The sequence below is a fragment of the Acinetobacter sp. WCHAc060033 genome, from assembly GCF_004209125.1.
In the GTDB taxonomy this organism is placed as follows: domain Bacteria; phylum Pseudomonadota; class Gammaproteobacteria; order Pseudomonadales; family Moraxellaceae; genus Acinetobacter; species Acinetobacter wuhouensis.
Genome location: NZ_SGSW01000009.1, coordinates 79,397 through 100,468, shown reverse-complemented (window position 1 = coordinate 100,468; position 21,072 = coordinate 79,397). Strand labels below are relative to the sequence as shown.

Annotated in this window: 15 protein-coding genes; 3 read left to right on the top strand and 12 right to left on the bottom strand. The window is 38.1% G+C overall.

What is annotated here, in order from left to right; genetic code table 11:
- Window positions 1-105: 105 nt before the first annotated feature.
- Genes EXE10_RS05775 through EXE10_RS05760 form a run of 4 tightly spaced genes read right to left on the bottom strand, consistent with a single transcriptional unit; the run spans window position 106 to window position 3,487 of the window.
- Window positions 106-759 carry an isochorismatase family protein gene (locus EXE10_RS05775; protein WP_130112676.1) on the bottom strand — a complete coding sequence of 218 codons (654 nt, stop codon included), beginning with the start codon at window positions 757-759 and terminating at the stop codon, window positions 106-108.
- Between the two features lie 12 nt (window positions 760-771).
- Window positions 772-1,527 carry an Asp/Glu racemase gene (locus EXE10_RS05770; protein WP_068975586.1) on the bottom strand — a complete coding sequence of 252 codons (756 nt, stop codon included), beginning with the start codon at window positions 1,525-1,527 and terminating at the stop codon, window positions 772-774.
- 14 nt (window positions 1,528-1,541) lie between these two features.
- Entirely contained in the window at window positions 1,542-2,348 is an 807-nt protein-coding gene (locus EXE10_RS05765) for an alpha/beta fold hydrolase (protein WP_130112675.1), read from the bottom strand.
- On the bottom strand, window positions 2,345-3,487 hold the full coding sequence (locus EXE10_RS05760; RefSeq protein WP_130112674.1) for an FAD-dependent oxidoreductase: 1,143 nt from the start codon (window positions 3,485-3,487) through the stop codon (window positions 2,345-2,347). The genes EXE10_RS05765 and EXE10_RS05760 overlap by 4 nt, the downstream gene beginning before the upstream one ends.
- Before the next feature lie 231 nt (window positions 3,488-3,718).
- Here EXE10_RS05760 and EXE10_RS05755 point away from each other — a divergent pair, with 231 nt between their 5' ends.
- Together EXE10_RS05755 and EXE10_RS05750 are read left to right on the top strand one after the other, a co-directional pair.
- Complete coding sequence (locus EXE10_RS05755; protein ID WP_130112673.1) at window positions 3,719-4,756, top strand: 2,5-dihydroxypyridine 5,6-dioxygenase; 1,038 nt, start codon at window positions 3,719-3,721, stop codon at window positions 4,754-4,756.
- Window positions 4,757-4,863: 107 nt separating this feature from the next.
- Window positions 4,864-5,304 carry a MarR family winged helix-turn-helix transcriptional regulator gene (locus EXE10_RS05750; protein WP_068975582.1) on the top strand — a complete coding sequence of 147 codons (441 nt, stop codon included), beginning with the start codon at window positions 4,864-4,866 and terminating at the stop codon, window positions 5,302-5,304.
- A gap of 83 nt (window positions 5,305-5,387) precedes the next feature.
- Here the strand turns inward: EXE10_RS05750 and EXE10_RS05745 are convergent, their stop codons facing one another.
- The 4 genes from EXE10_RS05745 to EXE10_RS05730 all read right to left on the bottom strand — a co-directional run bounded on the left by EXE10_RS05745 (window position 5,388) and on the right by EXE10_RS05730 (window position 14,447).
- Window positions 5,388-6,644, bottom strand: coding sequence for an HlyD family type I secretion periplasmic adaptor subunit (locus EXE10_RS05745; protein WP_228256785.1), 1,257 nt, complete (start codon window positions 6,642-6,644; stop codon window positions 5,388-5,390).
- Window positions 6,641-8,773, bottom strand: a complete 2,133-nt coding sequence (locus EXE10_RS05740; RefSeq protein ID WP_130112672.1) for a type I secretion system permease/ATPase — start codon at window positions 8,771-8,773, stop codon at window positions 6,641-6,643. Before EXE10_RS05740 ends, EXE10_RS05745 begins: the two co-directional genes overlap by 4 nt.
- Window positions 8,770-10,323 (bottom strand): TolC family protein, encoded by a 1,554-nt coding sequence (locus tag EXE10_RS05735; RefSeq protein WP_130112671.1) that lies wholly within the window; start codon window positions 10,321-10,323, stop codon window positions 8,770-8,772. Before EXE10_RS05735 ends, EXE10_RS05740 begins: the two co-directional genes overlap by 4 nt.
- A 278-nt stretch (window positions 10,324-10,601) precedes the next feature.
- Window positions 10,602-14,447, bottom strand: coding sequence for a BapA/Bap/LapF family large adhesin (locus tag EXE10_RS05730; RefSeq protein ID WP_165382988.1), 3,846 nt, complete (start codon window positions 14,445-14,447; stop codon window positions 10,602-10,604).
- Between the two features lie 344 nt (window positions 14,448-14,791).
- On the opposite strand from EXE10_RS05730, the gene EXE10_RS05725 reads away from it, so the two are divergent.
- Window positions 14,792-16,162 (top strand): phosphomannomutase CpsG, encoded by a 1,371-nt coding sequence (locus EXE10_RS05725; RefSeq protein WP_130112669.1) that lies wholly within the window; start codon window positions 14,792-14,794, stop codon window positions 16,160-16,162.
- A 61-nt stretch (window positions 16,163-16,223) separates the two neighbouring features.
- Here the strand turns inward: EXE10_RS05725 and galE are convergent, their stop codons facing one another.
- Genes galE through galU form a run of 4 tightly spaced genes read right to left on the bottom strand, consistent with a single transcriptional unit; the run spans window position 16,224 to window position 21,070 of the window.
- On the bottom strand, window positions 16,224-17,243 hold the full coding sequence (galE, locus tag EXE10_RS05720) for a UDP-glucose 4-epimerase GalE (RefSeq protein WP_130112668.1): 1,020 nt from the start codon (window positions 17,241-17,243) through the stop codon (window positions 16,224-16,226).
- Window positions 17,244-17,261: 18 nt separating this feature from the next.
- Window positions 17,262-18,923: a glucose-6-phosphate isomerase gene (pgi, locus tag EXE10_RS05715; protein WP_130112667.1), complete on the bottom strand. Its 1,662-nt coding sequence runs from the start codon at window positions 18,921-18,923 to the stop codon at window positions 17,262-17,264.
- Window positions 18,920-20,179: a UDP binding domain-containing protein gene (locus EXE10_RS05710; protein WP_130112666.1), complete on the bottom strand. Its 1,260-nt coding sequence runs from the start codon at window positions 20,177-20,179 to the stop codon at window positions 18,920-18,922. The genes pgi and EXE10_RS05710 overlap by 4 nt, the downstream gene beginning before the upstream one ends.
- Before the next feature lie 15 nt (window positions 20,180-20,194).
- On the bottom strand, window positions 20,195-21,070 hold the full coding sequence (gene galU / locus EXE10_RS05705) for a UTP--glucose-1-phosphate uridylyltransferase GalU (protein WP_130112665.1): 876 nt from the start codon (window positions 21,068-21,070) through the stop codon (window positions 20,195-20,197).
- Window positions 21,071-21,072: the final 2 nt, after the last annotated feature.

The following is a 21,072-nucleotide window of genomic DNA, read 5'->3' as shown; positions in this document are numbered from 1 at the left end:
TTAGGTACTCCTCTCCTCATTTGACTAATGATCAGATTTAATCCCGCATTGCACTATTCCCCTCGGCTTGTGATCATAAGCATAATATTTTTCATCACTATGTATCTATTTAATCACTTTGATTTTTTGAAAATAATCGACAGTTTCTTGCTTAGACACAACATCCCCATACTTACTATCGATATCAAATAAATTGGCCTCATGCGGTGCTTGATGACGGTCACCCACACATTCACGAACCACAATTGTTCTAAAACCATGTTGTACAGAATCCACTGCTGTAGCACGTACACAACCGCTTGTAGAACAACCAACAATTACAATAGTATCAATGGCTTGAGTGCTTAAAATAGATGCTAAACTTGTGCCAAAAAAAGCACTTGCATAGTTTTTTGTGATCACTAATTCGCCATCCAGTGGCTTAACCTCAGGGCAAAATTGCGTCGCAGGATTTGTTGCAACCATGGCTGCCATTACGGGTGACTTTTTGACCCACATTCCCCCATCAAGTTGATTAGGGTGATACAAAATATTGGTGTGAATCACCAATATGTCTTGTTCACGAGCGAGCTCTAAAATGTCTTTGGTTTCTTGCACCGCTTTGATCACGTCTGGTGCAAAAAGAGGCTCTGTTTCGGTGGTATAAGACTGCATAAAATCTACAAGGAGAAGTACTGGTTTTTTACCAAAACCAATTCTATTTCCCCAAACACCTTGATAGTTGCTCTGTAAATTTTCTTGTACATTTTGCTGAGACATCTCGACCTCCAACTATGCATAAGCACCAGACAATAGCGCACCAGCACCTGGCGCAACTGGCTCAAGATTCAATGCTTTTAGCATTTGATAAGTAGTTGCAATTGCAGCAGAAATTACTGGTTTACCAGTTAATGCTTCTACTTTTGCCACCGCTGGAAGAGATTGCATCTGTACACATGCGGACAGCACAATGACATCAGCATCTTGATAATTCAGCTTTTGAACAATCTCAGGCAAATTATTTGGATCATGTTGTGCCACAGCGATATTGTCTGCAATTTCTAAAGCGACGTAATCCAACACTTCAAAACCTTCAGCTTTAATATAGTCCACCACCAACTCTGTTAATGGTTTCATATACGGTGTCACCACAACAATTTTCTTAGCATTCATGACTTTTAAGCCTTCCACCAAAGCACCAGCACTCGTCACAATCGGTGCTGCTGCATCATTGTCGATCGTCACTTGATGCAAACGCTTTTCAGACTCACGGTGGTAACCAATACCCATCGACATAATTGCAACAAGACATGCATATCCCAATACATCCACTCGTGCATCTGAAAGCTCTAATGCACAACGATCAGATTGAGCATCCATCGCAGCCAATTCTTCTTTTTTCACATGCTTCATACGCATACGACTTGAGTGAAAAGTAAACTTTTCAGGGCGAATGAGTTGACGAGCTTTTAACATCGCAGGAATTTCAGTTTCCATTGTCGTATTCGAACTTGGTACGATTTGACCAATTTTATATATCTTTTCCATGACTTATTTCTTCCTTAAATAATTGACTGATCTAGAAAATCACCGAATGCTTGATAAAAGCCTTGTTCATCATCCCAAGGGATCATATGACCTGCATTCTCTACATGACTGAGCGATATATTTGGATTAAGCTTCTGAATCTCATCAATATCATCTGCCTGAATCACGCCACCCTTACCTGCAACCATAAGCAAAGCAGGCACTGAAATTTGTGGAATATATTGATGAATATCAACATCATGAAAATCATTAAACGCTTTGACAATTGCGGGTAAATAACACGTATGTAGCCATTCAGCACGTAATTGACGTTGTTCCAAAGTCCATGTCGGGCAGAATTTTCTCATCTCTTCAGCATCCATACCTTCGATAGATTGCTGAATAGAATCGACATACCACGGCAACTGACTTGGATAAGCACGGCGATTTGGACCAGAAACAGGTGGGTCAATCAGTACGATTTTCTTTAAACCTTGTGGATGTTGCGAAGCACAACGAATTGCAAAACGCGCCCCCATCGAATGCCCGACCAAATGATATTCAGTAAGTTCCAATGCTGCGACGAAAGCCAAAATATCGTTCACGCATGTTTCAGTATCGTACTGAAGATGATCACCTGAAGATGACAAACCTCGACCACGAACATCTAAAACATACACATCAAAATATTCTGCGAGTTTCTCAGCAACAAAACCCCAAGTGATTGCAGGACTGGTAATCCCTGGTATTAAAACCAGAGGATGACCTTGCCCACCATATCGGAGGTAATGTAGACGAACATCGTTCGCAACTACATTACCGCCATATAGTAAGTGACTCATACATTTTCCTCCGCATGTAGAGGTTGTGCATAAACCTCATAACCATATACCCAAGCTGGATCTTCTTGCGTTTTCAGGAAGGTATTTGCATTGGATACTTTTTGAACTTTACTTGCGCGTTCTTTACGATTTTCTTCATAAAGATTAAATGCTTGCTCGTAGTTATCTAAACCTTCTTCAAGCAAACAGCGTGTCAGCATTGCAGCGTCTTCAATCGCCATGCCAGCACCTTGCGCCATGTGTGGTTTCATTGGATGGCATGCATCACCTAATAACACTAAACGCCCATTACTCCACACAGGTAAAGGATTACGATTATTTAAAGGCCACTTTGTCACATCATCACTGGCTTCAATCATGGCTGTAATCGAAGGATGGAAATCTTTAAATGTTTCAAATAATTCTGCTTTGTCGCATGGCACAAAACTCTTGCCTTGGAAATCCCAAGCAGGATGTGGAACACCTGTGACGAAATAATATTCATCACGTTCTTTCGTGGTGCAATATGCCATGATGTGACGATCTTCATACCACCATTTCACGCAATCATCTAAATCAAACTGCTGTTTTAGTTTTGCTAATTTGTCACCTGAAATAATGGCACGATGTGCGACCCAACCACTATAGAGTGGTGCTTCAACACCCAGAATGGTTTCGCGGATTTTCGAGTTAATCCCATCTGCTCCAATCACAATATCTGCTTTTGTTACAGTGCCATCTTCAAAACTCAGTGTTACACCCTCAGCATCTTGCTCAACATTGCTTAAACGCTTACCGAAATGTAATTTATCTTGTTGTAATGCTTCAATTTGTCGTGCGTGCATATCACCACGATGAATCGTCAAATATGCAGCGTCATAACCCGTTAAAGGCGCTTTAGCAATCACGTCACCCGTATTTCCATCACGACTAATCCAATAATCTGGATGACAACCCATATCTTCTAAATCTTGTTCCAAGCCCATTTCACGAAAAATTTTCATGATATTTGGACCAATATGAATTCCTGCACCTAAACGTGAAAACTCAGCCGCTTGCTCATAAACTTCAACATCAAAGCCTGCTTTCTGCAGCAGGATTCCCATGGATGCCCCACCTAAACCAGCACCGATTACCGCGATTTTTTTAGACGTATTCATTGCTTACTCCTTCAAACAAATATTTCCTACTAAATAGATATACATTAAGAGAAATTTAAAGTCTATACACTTTAATTATTTTTTATAAAAATTTTAGCAATTTCGACTTAATATATTGTTTTATATATATTTTAAATAAAATTATTTTGGAAAAATAATTTCTTTACTACACGAATATAAAGCGTATACTCTTTATTAATACAAAAAACGATCAGCAAAGGAGCGCTATTCATGCCAGTTAATTCATCCGAACTTACGCAAATGTTTGAACATGTATTGCAACTATCTAAAGTAGATGAGACTCAAACTGTTGCGATCTTAAAAAGCCATTATTCACATCCACAAACAGTTCAAGCTGCAATGGATGCAGCTTGTCGATTAAAAGCAAAAGTATTTATCTTGGAACTTCCGTCATTTAATCATCCCAAAGCGATGGGCAATGATATGACGGCATATTGTGGAGATACGGCACTCACTGGGAATTTAGCTGCACAACGTGCGTTGGAATCTGTAGATTTAGTTATAGACACCATGATGCTGTTACATTCACCTGAACAAGAACAAATTTTAAAAACAGGCACTCGGATTTTACTCGCCGTTGAGCCACCCGAAGTGCTTGCTCGAATCATGCCAACCCTAGAAGATAAAATACGTGTACAAACTGCTGAGAAATACCTCAAAAAAGCGCAAAGTATGCATGTGACATCCAAAGCAGGCACAGATTTCTATGCACCACTCGGGCAATATCCAGCGGTCACTGAATATGGTTTTGCGGATGAACCAGGTCGATGGGACCATTGGCCGAGTGGCTTCTTATTTACATGGCCCAATGAAAATACCGCTGAAGGAACATTGGTTTTAGATGTGGGAGATATTCTTCTTCCTTTCAAAAACTATGTTCGCGAAAAAGTTACCTTAGAAGTTGAAAAAGGCTTTATTACTAAAATTCATGGTGGCTTTGAAGCTGAATATTTACGTGACTATATGAAATATTTTAATGATCCAGAAGTTTATGGCATCTCTCATATTGGATGGGGCTTACAACCTCGCGCGCAATGGACAGCAATGGGCTTGCATGACAAAAATGATGGTATGTGTATGGATGCTCGTGCTTTTAATGGTAATTTCTTATTTTCAACAGGCCCAAATACAGAAGTTGGAGGCAGTCGTAAAACACCTTGTCATATGGATATTCCTCTAAGAAATTGTACCGTTAAATTAGATGATCTTATCGTTGTTGACCAAGGTGTTCCGACCGATCTAGATTAATCTTTTGATCAAAACATATAACGGCTATAGCGCTATAGTCGTTATTTTTTTTAAGGTCTATAATCCAGTAATTCTTCGTTTTTATTTCTCTTTAGGGTTAACAATAAATGAATCAAGAAAATAATGAATATATTATTGAAGACCAAGTTGGTTATTTACTACGTCGTGCGTACTACCATCATTTATCCATTTTCCAGCAAAGCCTAGATGAAACTCAGCTTACATCCGTGCAATTTGCAACACTTTATTCGATTCATAAATTACAAGAATGCTCTCAAAAAGAACTGGTCAATGATACAGGCATAGATCAGGCGACGATTCGTGGCATTATTCAACGTTTAAAAGATAAAGGACTGATTTCCCAAGACCCTGACAGTATAGATAAGCGCAAAGTTTTAATTCATATTACTCCTCAAGGCAAAGACCAATTAAAACAGGCCATCCCTATCGCTGAAACAATCACAGACTTAACACTCAAAGCACTGAATCCCGCAGAAAAAATTGCCTTACAGTTTTTGCTCAAAAAAATTGTAGATGATAAAAATTAAGCTTTTTATATAGCGCGACATACTCATTCATACAATCTCAAAAAAACCGCCTTTCGGCGGTTTAATTTTGAAAACATTTTAAATTATCGTTCTCTTAATGCTTCTTTCGCTTTATTGAATGGTTTCAACAAGTACTCGATAATGGTTTTTTGACCCGTACGAATATCCACTGTTGCCACCATACCTGGTGTAATTGAGAAAGATTTTCCAGCTTTGTTCACTAACTTGTCTTTATCAGTACGAATATAAACACGATAGTAGAACTGATCTTGCTTTACTTCATCGCGAATTGTATCAGGTGAAATAACCGTAACTTTACCTTCCAATCCTCCATAGATTGAATAATCGTAGGCTGTAATTTTTACCATCGCTGGCTGATTTGGATGGATAAATGCAATATCTCGTGGAGAAATACGCGCTTCAATTAGTAATTGTTCATCAATTGGTACTATTGTCATCAATTTACCATTTTGAGGAACTACACCACCAATCGTAGTCACTGCAATTTCTTTAACCACACCACGCACAGGTGCTTTAAAAGTAGAACGTTTAACCGAATCAGTACGACCAGCAACCACCTGTTGTAAAGATTGAATATCAGCATTTGCCTTCGCAAGCTCTTCACGTGATTTCACATAATAATCATTACGCTTATCATTGATTTGATTCTCAAAATTGTTAATATCACGTTTTAATCGTAATACTTCAACTTCAGAGGCCGCACCTTTTGCAACCAATGGTTGTGTCATTTGCAATTCATTTTGAACCAAAGCCAATGCATGCTTAAGACCAGTGATTGATTCATCAAGATTGGCACGGCGCGAAGTATACAATGCTGTTTCTTCTCGAACTAAGCTCGGTACCGCCAAAACAGCTTTTGGAAAATTAATGGCAGTACCATCCACTTCTGCTTCTAAACGTGCTGCTGTTGCCTGAGTTGCCAATAATTTAGTTTGACTTTCACCCACTTGAGACTCAAACCGTGTTGGATCGATTTGTGCAAGTGTTTGACCTTTTTGAACAATATCACCTTCTTTCACATCTAAGCTAGTCAAGATACCACCATCCAAAGACTGAATAATTTGCTCTTTAGATGAAGGAATGACTTTACCCGTGCCTGTTGACACTTCTTCCAGCTTGAATAGACATGCCCAGATTAAGAAAGCCAACAACCCTATAGCCACTATCCAAATAATGAATGTTGACTTAGGCAAAGGAGGCTCAGAGAACTTCAAAGCTGAAGGATTGGTTGGGCGCTGCAAAACATTGGATGCACTATTTTCAGATACAATCTTTGTTTCTGGAACAACTTCATTTTGATTATTTTGCTCTTGGCTCATGCTGAAGCCCCTCCTGCATTTGGTTGACTCCCAGGATTCAGGATGGCATCACGAGGTCCATCTTTAATAATCTTACCTTCATGTACAACAATAATACGGTCAACGAGTTGTAAAACCGCAGGTCGGTGTGTGGCAACAACCAAAGTTCGATGTCCCAACCACTGTTTTAGATGCTGAATCAATAATTTTTCAGAAACATCATCAATCGATGCTGTTGGCTCATCGAGCAATACAATATTTGAGTTTCTTAACAATAATCGTGTGAGCAACAATGCTTGTTTTTGCCCACCAGAGAAGCCTACACCACCCTCAAGAATAATGTGGTCTAAACCTTCTTTTTTCTGTTCTACGATTTCCATCGCATTGGTAATTTTCAATGCACGAATAATTTCATCATTGGTTGCCAAAGGCGCACCCAACGTTAAATTCTCACGAATCGTACCAAAGAATAAGTGTGCATTTTGATTTAATAAAGACATATCACGGCGGATATCATCTGGGTCAAGTAAAGATTGATCCACACCATCTAAACTAATTTTGCCTTGTATTGGGCTTTGCATACCTGAAAGAAGCTGCAACAATGTCGATTTTCCTGCACCATTACGGCCCAGAATTGCAATCTTCTCACCTGGTTTAATTTTTAATTGCGGAATCACTAAGGTTGGACGTGGATCATCTTCAGTATATTTAAATACCACACCTTTAAATTCATAATCACCATTTAATACTTTTCGCTGAATTAATTGCGCGCGATCAGGGCGATCAACAGGTTTTTGCATCAACTCATCGAGACCTGTTTTCGCTACTTTCGCTTGTTGCCAACGACCTAATACGCCTGTAATTTGCGAAATTGGTGCAAGCATACGAGAGGATAAAATTGAACATGCAACCAATGCACCCGTAGTCATGTCCCCTTTCATGACCGCAAAGCATCCTACTAAGACCACAATTGCAAAAGTCAAACCTTGAACCTTCTGCGTCCAAGAATTAAGCCAACCAACGATCTTCCGTTGACGCATACTAATTTCAGCAGAAACTTCATTCATATGATTCCACTGATTTTGAAATCTTGCTTCAGCACGCAATAATTTAATATCTTCAATCCCTTGCACAGCTTCCACTAAAATCGCATTACGAATTGCAGATTCACGCATCCCTTCTGTTGCCAATTGTGCTAATTTTTTCTGTACAAGAAACCCAGGGAGTATCATCAGTGGGACGACGATCAACATCACCCAGAAAATGTTGCCACCAATAATCCAGAAAATAATAAGAAATAGGAAAAAGAAAGGTAAGTCAGCAATCGCACTAATCGTGGTCGAGGTGACCAATTCACGAACACCTTCTAACTCACGAATTTGGGAAATAAAAGATCCTGTTGAGCGAGAACGATCTTTATTACGAATCCGTAAAGCATGCCCAAAGACCTGATCTGAAACTTTCAAATCTGCGCGTTTACCAATAATGTCTGATAAATAGATTCTGGCAATTCTTAATACAAATTCAAAAATAGCAGCAATGAGAACACCACCTGCCAGAACCCAAAGCGTTGGTATCGACTGCGAAGGGATTACACGGTCATATACTTGCATCGAAAAAATAACTGTTGCTAATGCCAAAATATTGGCCATCATCGATGCAACCATAATATCTGTATAACGCTTCCAATCCTTTAGAACGATATCCCAGAACCAGCTTTTCTCATAAGGCTTAATATATTCGTCAATACGTGCATCTGGTACAGATGTTTCTGGTCTAAAAATGTAAACTCGTTTCGCATTACTTTGTAATTCATGTAAATTAAAAGTTTGAGATAGGCCTTGATCGCCACTCAATTGCAAGCTTGCATTCCCAGCACTATCTACCTTCTCAATGACTGCAACCTGACCATCATTAAACTCTACCACCACTGGCAATCGCCATGGGTTTAACACATCTGTGGTAAAATCTGCCTTGCGAACGTTTAAGCCAACTTGGCGCGTAATAATCGCCAACATATCATCGAGGTCTGAATATTTATTCCAATCCAGTTGAAGTCGAATTTGTTCTTCAGAGGGTTGAACTCGATAATGCTGTGCAACCGTAATAATGGCTTGTAACCATGGTTGATAATTTATTTTTTGATTCATGGTTGTACTTCAAACCCCTGAATTTGAATATTATTTAAGTGGTAAGCATTTCTACTTTTACCAGTCACATTGATAAATACAGCAATTGTATCGTATATATCAAAACGCGCGCCTTCTCTTTCAATTCTTGAACTTTGATATGACTGTTCAGAACTGAGCAAATCCAAGATAGAACGTTTGCCTAGTTTGTATTGCTCTTCATAAAGCTCACGTGTTTTTGCTGTAGATCGTTCACGATCCATTAGTACCCAAATTTGCTTATCTGTATTTTCAATACTTTCACGGGCAATCTGTGCTTGATCAACAATATTCAAATAAGTTGCATTGAGCTTCGCTCGTGCTGCTTGCTCCGCATAGTTGGCTGCCTTTACTTGAGAACCGACAGCACCGCCCTGATAAAAATTACTCGACATTTGTACGGCAATCGAACTATTCGTGTCATCCTCAATACCTGTATTTGGATTTTTACCATTTAAAGCTTTACTGACTGAACCCACTAAAGAAATTGTTGGATAAGCACTCAATTGTGTCTGTTTTTTCTGGCTTTGTGCAACATCAATTTCCGCTTTAGCTGCAATCATACTCGGAATTAAATTCATTTCAGGTGAATCATAGAGTCCAGACATTTTGACGTATTCATCTGGAATGACAAAATCAATCCGCCCCACATCAAATCCTAAGAAAGTTCGCAATTTTTGCTCTTGTTGCTTTAACAGGTTTTGTTGAGTAATCAAATAAGAACGCGCATATTCCACATAACTTTGTGCTTGTACTGGATCAGCATTACTACTGATACCTGCCTCCGCTCTTAAACGTGCAATTTCATGTAAGCGACTGACACCATTATATTGTTCTTGTGCTATTTTTATAATATTTCTATATCTCATTAATGACAAAATCGTACGTGCAGTTTGTGTAGATATATCATCAATGCTCATTAAAACATTCGCTTGCTCAAGCGCTAATTTATTTTGCTGTGTAGTTACACTCGATTTTACTTTACCAAAATCATAAAGCATTTGGTTGGCTTCAACAGAATATAACTGTCTTCCTTTATCACTTGAAGTGAAATCACCTGTATTCATTCCTGCTTTTAATTGTGGATAATATTGCGCTTTAGCAACATCAATATTGGCATTTTGTGATGCCAATGTTGAGATTGTCTGTGCAATACTCGGATTCCTCTTTACTGCGATTTGAATAGCATCTTCTAAATTCATTGTTCGCGTCTGACGAGTATTCAAACTAGTTGCTTCAGCATTTTCTAAATATAAATTATTTAATGATGCTTTTTGCCCAGTATAAGGCTTCACAACTGGTAATGAATCATTTGAACTCACATCTGGTTGATATGTAAAATCAGATAGTGCTTTCAGCTGAGCAGTTCTAAATGATTGATCATCTTTAGGTTTAATTAAACCTGCCACACCTTGTTTAATATTTTCAATATAGTTTGTATCTTGTGCATATCCATTGCTCTGTGACAGAACAAATAAGCTCACTGCACTCAAACTTTTAAAAAAAATGGATGGCTTTTTCGCTATTAACATTCGTGAATGACACCTAGACAAGCTTTTAATTATCGGCATTAAATTATTTTAGATTATTCTCTTAACTAATACCTATTTTACACATTATAAAAAGCAATCAAATACTTATTTAAAGTTAATTTTCGTTAAATCAATCACAAAACATTTAAATCTAATGTTCAAAGCATAAGTTTTCAATCTAAATTTTAGACAATTTAAACCATAAAACTTAATTTTAACTTTAATCATGAATAAAAAAGAGAGTATAAAACTCTCTTTTTTACTAAAAATTAATTAAATTAATAAATGATATGATTACCTTTTAACAAATCATCTAATGCTAATGTATTATTTTCTAGAATCACGAGCTCTTTAGGGGTGTATTGAGTACCTTTACCATCTAGGTCAATTTTTACAACTGCATCTTTTCCACTTTGCTCAACTGTTACATATTGGCTAATGTTACTTGCAGTCACACCTTTACCACTTAATAAGCTAGATACATCAATCTTGTCACCTTCGGCCTTAGAGAAGTCTGACCAGATATCACCATGTTCATCTGTATTCAATGCAGTGAATTTCACAGTGTCTGCACCTGCACCCATTTGAAGAACATGGATGATGCTTCCAGTAGAATAAACTTCACTTGCAGCAGAACCTTGAATCGTGTGTTCATAACCGATATTTAGGTGCGCTGTTGCAGTCTCACCATTACTATTTGTGACTTTATACACAAAGTCTTCAGTTGCATATTTATATCCTGTTTGACTGTAGTTATATGACCCATCAGCTTTGATTGTTAGAACACCATTCACTCCTTGAATCGTGTTACCACTTGCAGATACGGTTTCAAACGTTACGCCACCATCTTTTGAAATTGACAATTTACTTCCGATACCCAAAGTATCTTGAGATGTTGTTTCAACACCTACACCATTGAAAATATTACCTGTTGCAGTACCAAAGCTATCTAAATACCAGTCATTTAAGTTCGTTGTGGTCACTTGAACAGAAGTGTCATAACTTGAAGTAAACCAACTACTTGTTGAAGCACTAAAATCAACGCGATATTGTCCAGCTGAATTGATTTTAAATTCTGCATTTAGCACTTCATTACCACTCGTAATACTGTTACTCAGTGAAGAGCCAATAAACTTAGAACCACTTGCACCTACTACATTTTCCCACTGATTCGTTGCCTTATTGAATTTCTGCAACTGCCATTTGAAAGTGGTGTTATCTGGATCTTGAGTTGTAGAAACTGTACTACCAAAGAAACTCTTACCATAAGCAGCCTTAAATGCAACTTTAATCGTAGATTCAGCGTTATTATCAATATTAAATGTATTTGATGTTGTCGATATCAATCTGCTCGAACTGGTTGTAATAGACCCTGAACTTACAGAAGACTGAGAAGTCGTGTGATACACATTTGATTTAACTGTATCAAAGTCATTGAACAGCTGTAGTGTCGTACCAAATTTTGATGGATCTGTTGGATCCCATTTCACTTTAACTTCATCTGAACCAATTTGTACAAATACTTTCGCTTCCGATGTATTGCCATTTGCATTTTTAATGGTATACGTAAATGTATCAACTTTCCCAATATTACTAGAATCTTTATTTGGCGTATAAGAATATGAACCATCTGCTTTAATCAGCATTGTTCCGTATTTACCCACCAATGTCGTAGTTCCAGTAGAAGCAACATCCGCACCTTTACCATCTGAGTTCACAAGTTTAGAGACTTGTGTACCTGCAGTTGTAACATCATCTGCCAATACATTACCCGAAACTACATTCGCTTTTTGAGCATCTAATGTTGTAGATTTAGTTGTAGTTGTATATGTCACATTTAAGCTGTTCGCGGAAAAAAAGCTAAATGCAGTTGTATCTTCAGCAATAATTTTATAATTACCTTGCACCAAAGAATCTACAGTTTTAAGACGTGCTTGTTGTGGGAAGAAAAAGAAGAAAGCATTAAACAGGCCCGTATCTGTACTTGAAACAACTTTAGCCCATGAACCATCCGTATTTTGTTTATACAGAGTAATTCGAGTTGAATCTAAAAATGATCCAAAACCAGCATTTGTCGAAGAAATATCAACTGAAGTTGCCTGAGTTTCACCCACAGTGAAGTTAATTTCTGCTGCTGGTTTTCCAAGAAAAGAAATACCAAAGAATTTAAAAATAGATCCAAAACCTTTCGTTTCAGAATAAGTCGAACTGGTAGATGTATAACCTAAGTCAAGATCTGCACGTACAACATCATCATTTGCATGTAATAAAACTGGTGCAATCGCTGCTTTAGGTAGGCTTGAGTTACCAGCAGCATCTGTCGCGGTAACAGATATTTTTTCACCAGCACCGTATGCTTTATCTAAATTAACAACAAATTTACCATCAGCACCAGTTACAGTAGTCCCAATAACCGTTCCTAAAGCATTTTTTACTGCAATATTACTATTCGCTTCAGCCGTTCCAGACACTTGGTTACCAGTCGCATTGAACAATGGGGTACCTAAATCTGGAGGAGTAAGGTCAAGTGCTTGTACATTACCGTCTGGTGACTTATTACCAGCTGCATCAAATGCGTTCACTGTCAGTTTTTGACTATCTTTTTGTGCAATAGTTAATCCTACTGAAAATAAGCCATTTGCATCAGTTGTACCTGTACCAATGATATTTCCAGCTGGATCTCTGATTACAATTTTAGAGTTTACTTCTGCTTTACCTGTTACAACCGTGCCGTCATTGACAACTGCCAAGTTGGTCGGTACTGGTGGTGGTGTTAAATCAAGTGCGTTTACTGTCGCATCTGGTGATTTATTTCCAGCTGCATCAAATGCGTTTACTGCCAGTTTTTGACTATCTTTTTGAGGTGTGGTCAAAATTACTGCAAATGAACCCGTCGCATCGGTCAAACCTGTTCCAATCAACTTTCCAGACGGATCTTTAATTTCAATTTTAGAATTTGCTTCTGCTTTACCTGTTACAACCGTGCCGTCATTGACAACTGCCAAGTTGGCCGGTACTGGTGGCGGTGTCAAGTCAAGTGCAATTACTGTTGCATCTGGTGATTTGTTTCCTGACGCATCAGAGGCATTCACAGTCAGCTTTTGGCTGTCCTTTTGAGGCGTAGTCAATGTTACTGCAAATGAACCCGTAGCATCTGTCAAACCCGTTCCTATTATCTTTCCTGACGGATCTTTAATTTCAATTTTAGAGTTTGGTTCAGCTTTGCCCGTCACCACACTACCTTCTTGTACAACTGCTAAGTTTGTAGGTGCTGCTGGTGGTGTTAGGTCTGAAGCATTTACTATTGCATCAGGCGACTTATTCCCAGCAGTATCAATTGCATTTACAATTAATTGTTGACTATCTTTTTGTGGAACCGTCAAAGTTACCGAAAAAGCACCATTTTGATCTGTCGTGCCAGTTCCGATGACCTGACCTTTTGAATCTTTGATTTCAATTTTTGAATTTGGTTCTGCCTTACCGGTAACCACACTACCATCTTGCACAACTGCTAAGTTTGCAGGTGCTACTGGTGGTATTAAATCTGGAGCAGTAAATTGAGTTGCAACTGATTCATTATGGCTTGCTGAATTATCTGAAGCTGTAGCACTGAGTTGCTCAGATGCAATTCTTGGTGGAACTAATGCAACAGCAAATTTACCAAATTGGTCTGCAACAGTAGTTGCGATAACTTCATTTGCTTGATTTTTAATTTTAATTAGCGCGCCTGGTTCAGTAATACCAGAAACTAGGCTACCTGCTGCATTAATTGATACAGTAGGTGCGACTGGTGGAGCGAAATCTTTTAGAACTTGCGTACTTTTAATATCAAACCCTTGTGGGTTGATACCTGTAATAATAGCTGTCTCGCCATTAATAAATTCTGAAGTTGTATATTCTATACGACCTCTTGCATCAGATTGAACCACAATAGCTTTAATCAGAGCATTAGTAATTGCATCATAAAAGCTAATTGTAACGTCGCTATTCGGTTTGAACCCTGCTACTTTAATAATGTTGCTTACAAGGTCTAGGACACCTCCAACGATGCCACCAACACCGCCAACCACTCCACCAACAACACCCCCAACAGGCGTGAGTACAGAATCTAGTAAATTAGCCATTTGCTTTTCCTCATTTTGAAATTTTAATGTCAATTTTTTGTAATTATAAACCATAAATTGTGAGAACCAGTTATCACTTTATCGGAATTGCGCACAAAAATTAAACTATTTATTTAGATTAAATGTAAAATCATGACTTTAATCGCTATTTATTGAAAACTACGTCTCATTTTTATTGCTAATTTTTGAAAATAAAACCGTACATCGGCAAAACCAAGGTATTGGGAAGAACATTTTAAAAAACTTAGAATCAAATATGTGTCTTTTTGTAGTATCACTTATATACTTTAGCGTTAAAATGAATGCTTCGTTATGATCCAATTTTAGATAATAGAAAGATGATTATGAATAAACTGACTTGTTTTAAAGCCTATGATATTCGTGGCAAACTTGGCACAGAATTAAATGAAGAAATTGCCTATAAAATTGGTCGTGCTTATGGGCAAATTTATCAACCTAAAACTGTTGTAGTGGGTTGTGATGTTCGTTTAACGAGTGAGGGTTTAAAACAAGCGACGATTCGCGGTTTAAATGATGCAGGTGTCAATGTCTTAGATCTTGGCATGACTGGAACTGAAGAGGTTTATTTCGGTGCTTTCCATCTTGATGTTCAGGGTGGTATTGAAATCACAGCAAGCCATAATCCGATGGATTATAATGGCATGAAATTGGTTCGTGAAAATGCTCGCCCAATCAGTGCAGATACAGGCTTGAAAGATATTCAAGCTTTGGCTGAATCTGAACAATTTGATGAAGTTTCACAAAAGGGTACATCTCAAAAATACAATATTTTGCCAGAATTTGTTGAACATCTACTCACCTACATCGACCCAAAAAAAATTCGCCCACTTAAACTCGTTATGAATGCTGGAAATGGTGCTGCAGGTCATGCCGTTGATGCCATTGAAGAAAAATTCAAACAACTGAATATTCCAATTGAATTTATTAAAATTCACAACAATCCTGACGGGACTTTCCCAAATGGGATCCCTAACCCTATTCTCGTTGAAAATCGTGATAGCACCTCAAATGCTGTTTTAGAACATAAAGCAGATATGGGCATTGCCTGGGATGGTGACTTTGACCGTTGCTTCCTTTTTGATGAAAAAGGTCAATTCATTGAAGGTTATTATATTGTCGGTCTGCTTGCACAAGCGTTTTTACTCAAACAAGCAGGTGAGAAAATTGTGCACGATCCTCGCTTAGTTTGGAATACTTTAGATATTGTTGAGCAATACAATGGTGTTGCTGTTCAATCTAAATCTGGGCATGCATTCATCAAAGATGTCATGCGTGAATATAATGCTGTATATGGCGGTGAAATGAGTGCGCATCACTATTTCCGTGATTTTGCTTATTGTGATAGTGGGATGATTCCATGGTTATTGGCTGTTTCTGTTCTTTCTGAAACCAAGCAATCGCTTTCTAGTCTTGTGGAAGATATGATTGACCGCTTTCCATGTAGTGGTGAAATCAACTTTAAAGTTGCAGATACTCAAGTGACGATTCAAAAAATATTTGATCATTTTGCAGATCAAAAACCTGAGATCGACAAAACTGATGGGGTAAGTTTAGATTTTGGTGCATGGCGTTTAAATGTTCGTGCTTCAAATACTGAGCCTTTGTTACGTTTAAATATCGAAAGCCGTAAAGATAAAAATCCTAAACCGATGCAAGACTATGTAGATGAATTAACTCAATTGATTCAAAGCTAATATTTTCACTTGGTAATAAAATAGGCGCGGATTGCGCCTATTTTTCCTCATCTCTTTAAAACTATGCTTTATAACCTGTTGGATTCTGCTTTTGCCAATTCCAACTGTCAGCCAACATGTCTTCTAAATTATGTTTTGGTGTCCAGCCTAACTCAGCGACTGCACGTGTGTTATTGGCAAATGAAGTCGCCACATCGCCTGAACGTCTTGGTGCAATTTCATGAGCAACTTTTACACCATTCACTTTCTCAAAGGTATTTTTTACTTCAAGAACAGATGATCCATTGCCTGTACCAACATTCCAAGCACGACAACCTTTCCCAGTAAGGCGATTATTCAAAGCGCATAGATGTGCATTGGCTAAATCCACCACATGAATATAATCACGCACACCAGTACCATCTACTGTATTGTAATCATTACCATAAATAGACAATTTTTCACGACGACCAACAGCCACTTGTGTCACATAAGGCATTAAATTATTAGGAATTCCCTGCGGATCTTCGCCAATACGTCCACTTTTATGTGCACCAACAGGATTAAAATAACGCAATAATGCAATCGACCAACGCTCATCAGAAACAGATAATTTCTCTAATAATTGCTCAACAATCAGCTTGGTATAACCATAATTATTGGTTGGCATCCCTGTTGGCATCGTTTCATCGAGTGGTGAAATATTTGCTTCATCATAGACCGTTGCAGATGAACTAAAAACCAAATTAAATACATTGGCACGCTGCATCGCTTGAACCAATTGAATCGAACCCGCAATGTTATTATCAAAATAAGTCAATGGGATCTGTTGACTCTCACCTACAGCTTTTAACCCTGCAAAATGAATCACCGCATCAATCTGATGTGAAGCAAAGGCCTGATCTAGATCTTGCTGTTGACGAATGTCGCCCTGAATAAATTTGAGCGATTTTCCAGTCAGCTCCTGAACACGCTTTAATGATTCTTCTGAACTGTTTGAGAGATTATCTAAAACAACGACCTCATGACCAGCTTCTAATAACTCTACACAGGTATGTGAGCCAATATAACCTGCACCACCTGTCACTAAAATTGTCGCCATACTTTTATTCCTCTATTTCTATTCTTTACCCAACAAGATTTTTATCAATCCTTGAGTCGATGCATCTAATTGAGAAATATCTTTTTCTTTCCCACTCAAAATTGGCAGCAATTGGTTGGCAATTTCTTTACCTTTTTCAACGCCCCATTGGTCAAATGGGTTGATATTCCAAATCACAGATTGCACAAACACTTTATGTTCATATAAAGCTATCAGCATACCAAGGCTATATGGACTAAGTTCTTGTAACAAAATTGTAGAACTTGGCTGATTCCCCTCATACTGCTTATATAACGGCAATTGAGCTAATTCATCGGCATTTAATGCCTGATTACCAAATGCCAATAAACGCGATTGCGCCAAACAATTTGATAAAGCCAAGTGATGCTGTTCAATTAACGCTTCTGCATTTTCCGCATAAGTAAATTGATTGGCATTATAACGCTGTACGGGTGCAATAAAGTCACAACTGACTGCATGTGTGCCTTGATGCAACAATTGATAAAATGCATGTTGCGCATTTGGCCCAACCTCGCCCCAAACAATTGGACAGGTATTTAGATCAACTTTCTCATCATTACGTTGAATCGACTTACCATTGGATTCCATTTCCAATTGTTGTAAATAGGAAGCAAAGTACTTAAGACGACCATCATAAGGAAGCACTGCATGCGTTTGAATATTCAGAAAATTATTATTCCAAACGCCGAGCAAGCCCATTAATACAGGAATATTGTGTTCAAATGGCGCTTTTTGAAAATGCTGATCAACGGCATACGCGCCTGCTAATAACTGCTTGAAGCCTTCTACCCCGATTTGCAATGCGATAGGCAAACCAATACACGACCAAAGTGAGTAACGTCCACCCACCCAATCCCATAACAAGAACTGATTATCTTTGGCAATTCCCCACTCGGTCATTTTTTCAGGCTTGGTCGAAACCCCAATAAAATGGTGTTGCACCACACTTTGATGTGAACCTAATGCTTTTTCTAACCATTGGCGGACAGTTTGCGCATTGGACAATGTATCAATCGTGCCAAAAGATTTCGATGAGATAATAAATAAAGTCGTTTCTGGACGAAGCTGATGCAGTAATTCAGAAAGTTGGCTTCCATCCATGGTTGAAACAAAATGGACTTTTAAAGGCTTCGCAGTACTCACTTTATAATCCGATAAAGCATGACTGACCATCAAGGGTCCGAGGTCTGATCCCCCCACACCAATATTAACCACATCTTGAATGACTTCACCAGTAGAACCACGGCATTGCCCAGTATGCACTTTGTCCACCAACTGATACATGCGATCTAACTGTTGATGTACCATACTGGAAAGTGCAGGATAATCTTGGTTATCTTTAGGTAAACGTAATGCCCAATGCATTGCTGCACGGTTTTCAGTATAGTTAATTGCTTCATCGGTAAACAGACGTTTTATCCATTCACCCAGTTGCTTTGAATGAGCAAAATCAAATAAATGATCACGCGTTTCTTGGGTTATTCGATGCTTACTATAATCAAAACTCAATGGATTAAAGTGGACTGAAAAATGATCAAATCGCTGCGCGTCTTGTTGAAATAAATCGGTCAATTTAACAGATTGTTGTGCAAATGCCTTATCCTGTAATTGTGTGAAACTGAGTTCAGCTTGCTCATTTTTATGAATAGAATGTGTCATACGCGACCTACACCTTGATAAGCAAAACCTTGTGCTTTGACAAAGTCAGGATTCAAAATATTACGACCATCTAAAATCAGCGGATGTACCATTTTTAACATTAACTGATGATAATCAGGACTCCAATATTGCTTCCAAGCCGTCAAAATACATAATGCATGCGCTTGTTCAGAAGCTTGATATTGATCCTTACATAAAATTAAATCAGCACGATCGCCATATAATTGTTTCACTCGATCCAAGGCTTGTGGATCATGTAATTGTACAATCGCCCCCTGCGCCCATAATGCTGTTAACATCGCATGAATCGGTGAATGATCAATACTCGAAGTATTTTCTTTAAATGATGCACCCCAAACTGCAACAATTTTCCCTGACAATTGACCTTGATAATAATTCCATAACTTACGGAATAAAATCTCTTTTTGCTGTTCATTAATCGCCCAAACTTGGTCTAATAACTGACTTTTAATACCTGAACCTGCCACCGTGCCAGTAAGTGTCAAAATATCATGTGAAAAGTTTTCACCGCCAAAGCCTACCCCTGGTGATAAATATGTCGCCCCAATACGACTATCTGCAGCAAGACCTTGTTTGACATTTTGAATATCAATATTTAACTTTTCTGCAACTTGTGCCATATCATTCATGTAGCTGATACGTGTTGCCAACATGCCTGAAATACTCAACTTGGTAAATTCGGCATCCAAGAATGGCATAAATAAGTATTGATGCTTTAATTGAAAGAAAGGTCGAAGTAATTCTTCAATGAGCGTTTGGGTTTCAACACCATCCACACCGACAATAATTTGCTTTAAATCAATAAAGCTCTCAACAGCATTACCTTCTTGTATCGTATCTGGTAGATACGCCCAATGATCTGAAGTTAAAATTTGTTTTAGTTTTTCAGTACCTTCCAAACCAAAAGTAGAGCCATTAATCATCAATTTCGGATGAATCACGGGTTGCACTTTTAATTGTTCAGCCAATGCAATTGCTTGATCAAATTCAGTTGGATTAAAGCTAAATACAAAAACTTCACTTTGAAAATCAATATTACTCAAACCGACTAATTGCAAAGCATTATTAGAAAACTGCTTATGAATCAATTGATTCAGATTAGAATCTTGATAATGAATCGAGATTTGCTTTTCTTGTCCCACTTGAGGACACCATGAAACTTGGTGCCCATATTCGGCAAACAAGCCGGCAATCACGCCAGCTTGTAAGGTTGTGCCAAAAACACAAATTTTCATATAGAGTCCAATATTTTATAAATTTAATTCTTTAATCAGTTCTTTGAATTCATTACCTAACTTAGGATGTTCTACACCATAGTGCAATACTGCTTTTAGGTAACCAATTTTACTACCACAATCAAAAGTTTGCCCTTTCATACGGTAAGCTTCAACATTTTCAATTTTTTGTAAGGTAGCAATTGCATCTGTCAATTGAATTTCATTACCCGCACCTTTTGGTGTTTGCTCTAGGAGTTGCATAATTTTCGCAGGCAAAACATAACGACCAACAACAGATAGATTTGATGGTGCAGTACCCACAGCAGGCTTCTCTATAATACCTTGCATCACAATACTTTCACCTTCATCTGGTGAATGAGCAACATCAACAATACCATACTGATCAACCAGATGGTCTGGCACAGCTTCGACCATAATTTGAGAGGCCTTTGACTCATCAAAACGACGAATCATTCGCGCTAAATCATTTTCGGTACTATTTTCTTTAACTAATACATCAGGCAATAGCACGGCAAAATCATCATCACCTACAACAGCCTTTGCGCAGAGTACAGCATGCCCTAAACCTAAAGGCTGAGGTTGACGTACACTAATCACACTCACATGACTTGGTAAAATTTCTGTAATTTCTTTAAGCAAATCAATTTTTTTCTTATTTTCTAAAGTTGTTTCTAACTCAAAATTACGATCAAAATAATTTTCGATTGAAGCTTTTGAAGAGTGTGTGACCAAAATAATTTGTTCAATTCCTGCAGCAACTGCTTCTTTCACCACATATTCTATTGCTGGGCGATCTACCACAGTGACCATTTCTTTTGGAATAGATTTGCTTGCTGGTAAAAAACGTGTACCAAGACCAGCGACAGGGAGAATAGCTTTTTTGATCATAC

Bases quoted from the DNA above. Each gene is read 5' to 3' on its own strand.
- EXE10_RS05775 (WP_130112676.1), bottom strand. From the start codon at position 759: ATGTCTCAGCAAAATGTACAAGAAAATTTACAGAGCAACTATCAAGGT.
- EXE10_RS05770 (WP_068975586.1), bottom strand. From the start codon at position 1,527: ATGGAAAAGATATATAAAATTGGTCAAATCGTACCAAGTTCGAATACG.
- EXE10_RS05765 (WP_130112675.1), bottom strand. From the start codon at position 2,348: ATGAGTCACTTACTATATGGCGGTAATGTAGTTGCGAACGATGTTCGT.
- EXE10_RS05760 (WP_130112674.1), bottom strand. From the start codon at position 3,487: ATGAATACGTCTAAAAAAATCGCGGTAATCGGTGCTGGTTTAGGTGGG.
- EXE10_RS05755 (WP_130112673.1), top strand. From the start codon at position 3,719: ATGCCAGTTAATTCATCCGAACTTACGCAAATGTTTGAACATGTATTG.
- EXE10_RS05750 (WP_068975582.1), top strand. From the start codon at position 4,864: ATGAATCAAGAAAATAATGAATATATTATTGAAGACCAAGTTGGTTAT.
- EXE10_RS05745 (WP_228256785.1), bottom strand. From the start codon at position 6,644: ATGAGCCAAGAGCAAAATAATCAAAATGAAGTTGTTCCAGAAACAAAG.
- EXE10_RS05740 (WP_130112672.1), bottom strand. From the start codon at position 8,773: ATGAATCAAAAAATAAATTATCAACCATGGTTACAAGCCATTATTACG.
- EXE10_RS05735 (WP_130112671.1), bottom strand. From the start codon at position 10,323: ATGTTAATAGCGAAAAAGCCATCCATTTTTTTTAAAAGTTTGAGTGCA.
- EXE10_RS05730 (WP_165382988.1), bottom strand. From the start codon at position 14,447: ATGGCTAATTTACTAGATTCTGTACTCACGCCTGTTGGGGGTGTTGTT.
- EXE10_RS05725 (WP_130112669.1), top strand. From the start codon at position 14,792: ATGAATAAACTGACTTGTTTTAAAGCCTATGATATTCGTGGCAAACTT.
- galE (WP_130112668.1), bottom strand. From the start codon at position 17,243: ATGGCGACAATTTTAGTGACAGGTGGTGCAGGTTATATTGGCTCACAT.
- pgi (WP_130112667.1), bottom strand. From the start codon at position 18,923: ATGACACATTCTATTCATAAAAATGAGCAAGCTGAACTCAGTTTCACA.
- EXE10_RS05710 (WP_130112666.1), bottom strand. From the start codon at position 20,179: ATGAAAATTTGTGTTTTTGGCACAACCTTACAAGCTGGCGTGATTGCC.
- galU (WP_130112665.1), bottom strand. From the start codon at position 21,070: ATGATCAAAAAAGCTATTCTCCCTGTCGCTGGTCTTGGTACACGTTTT.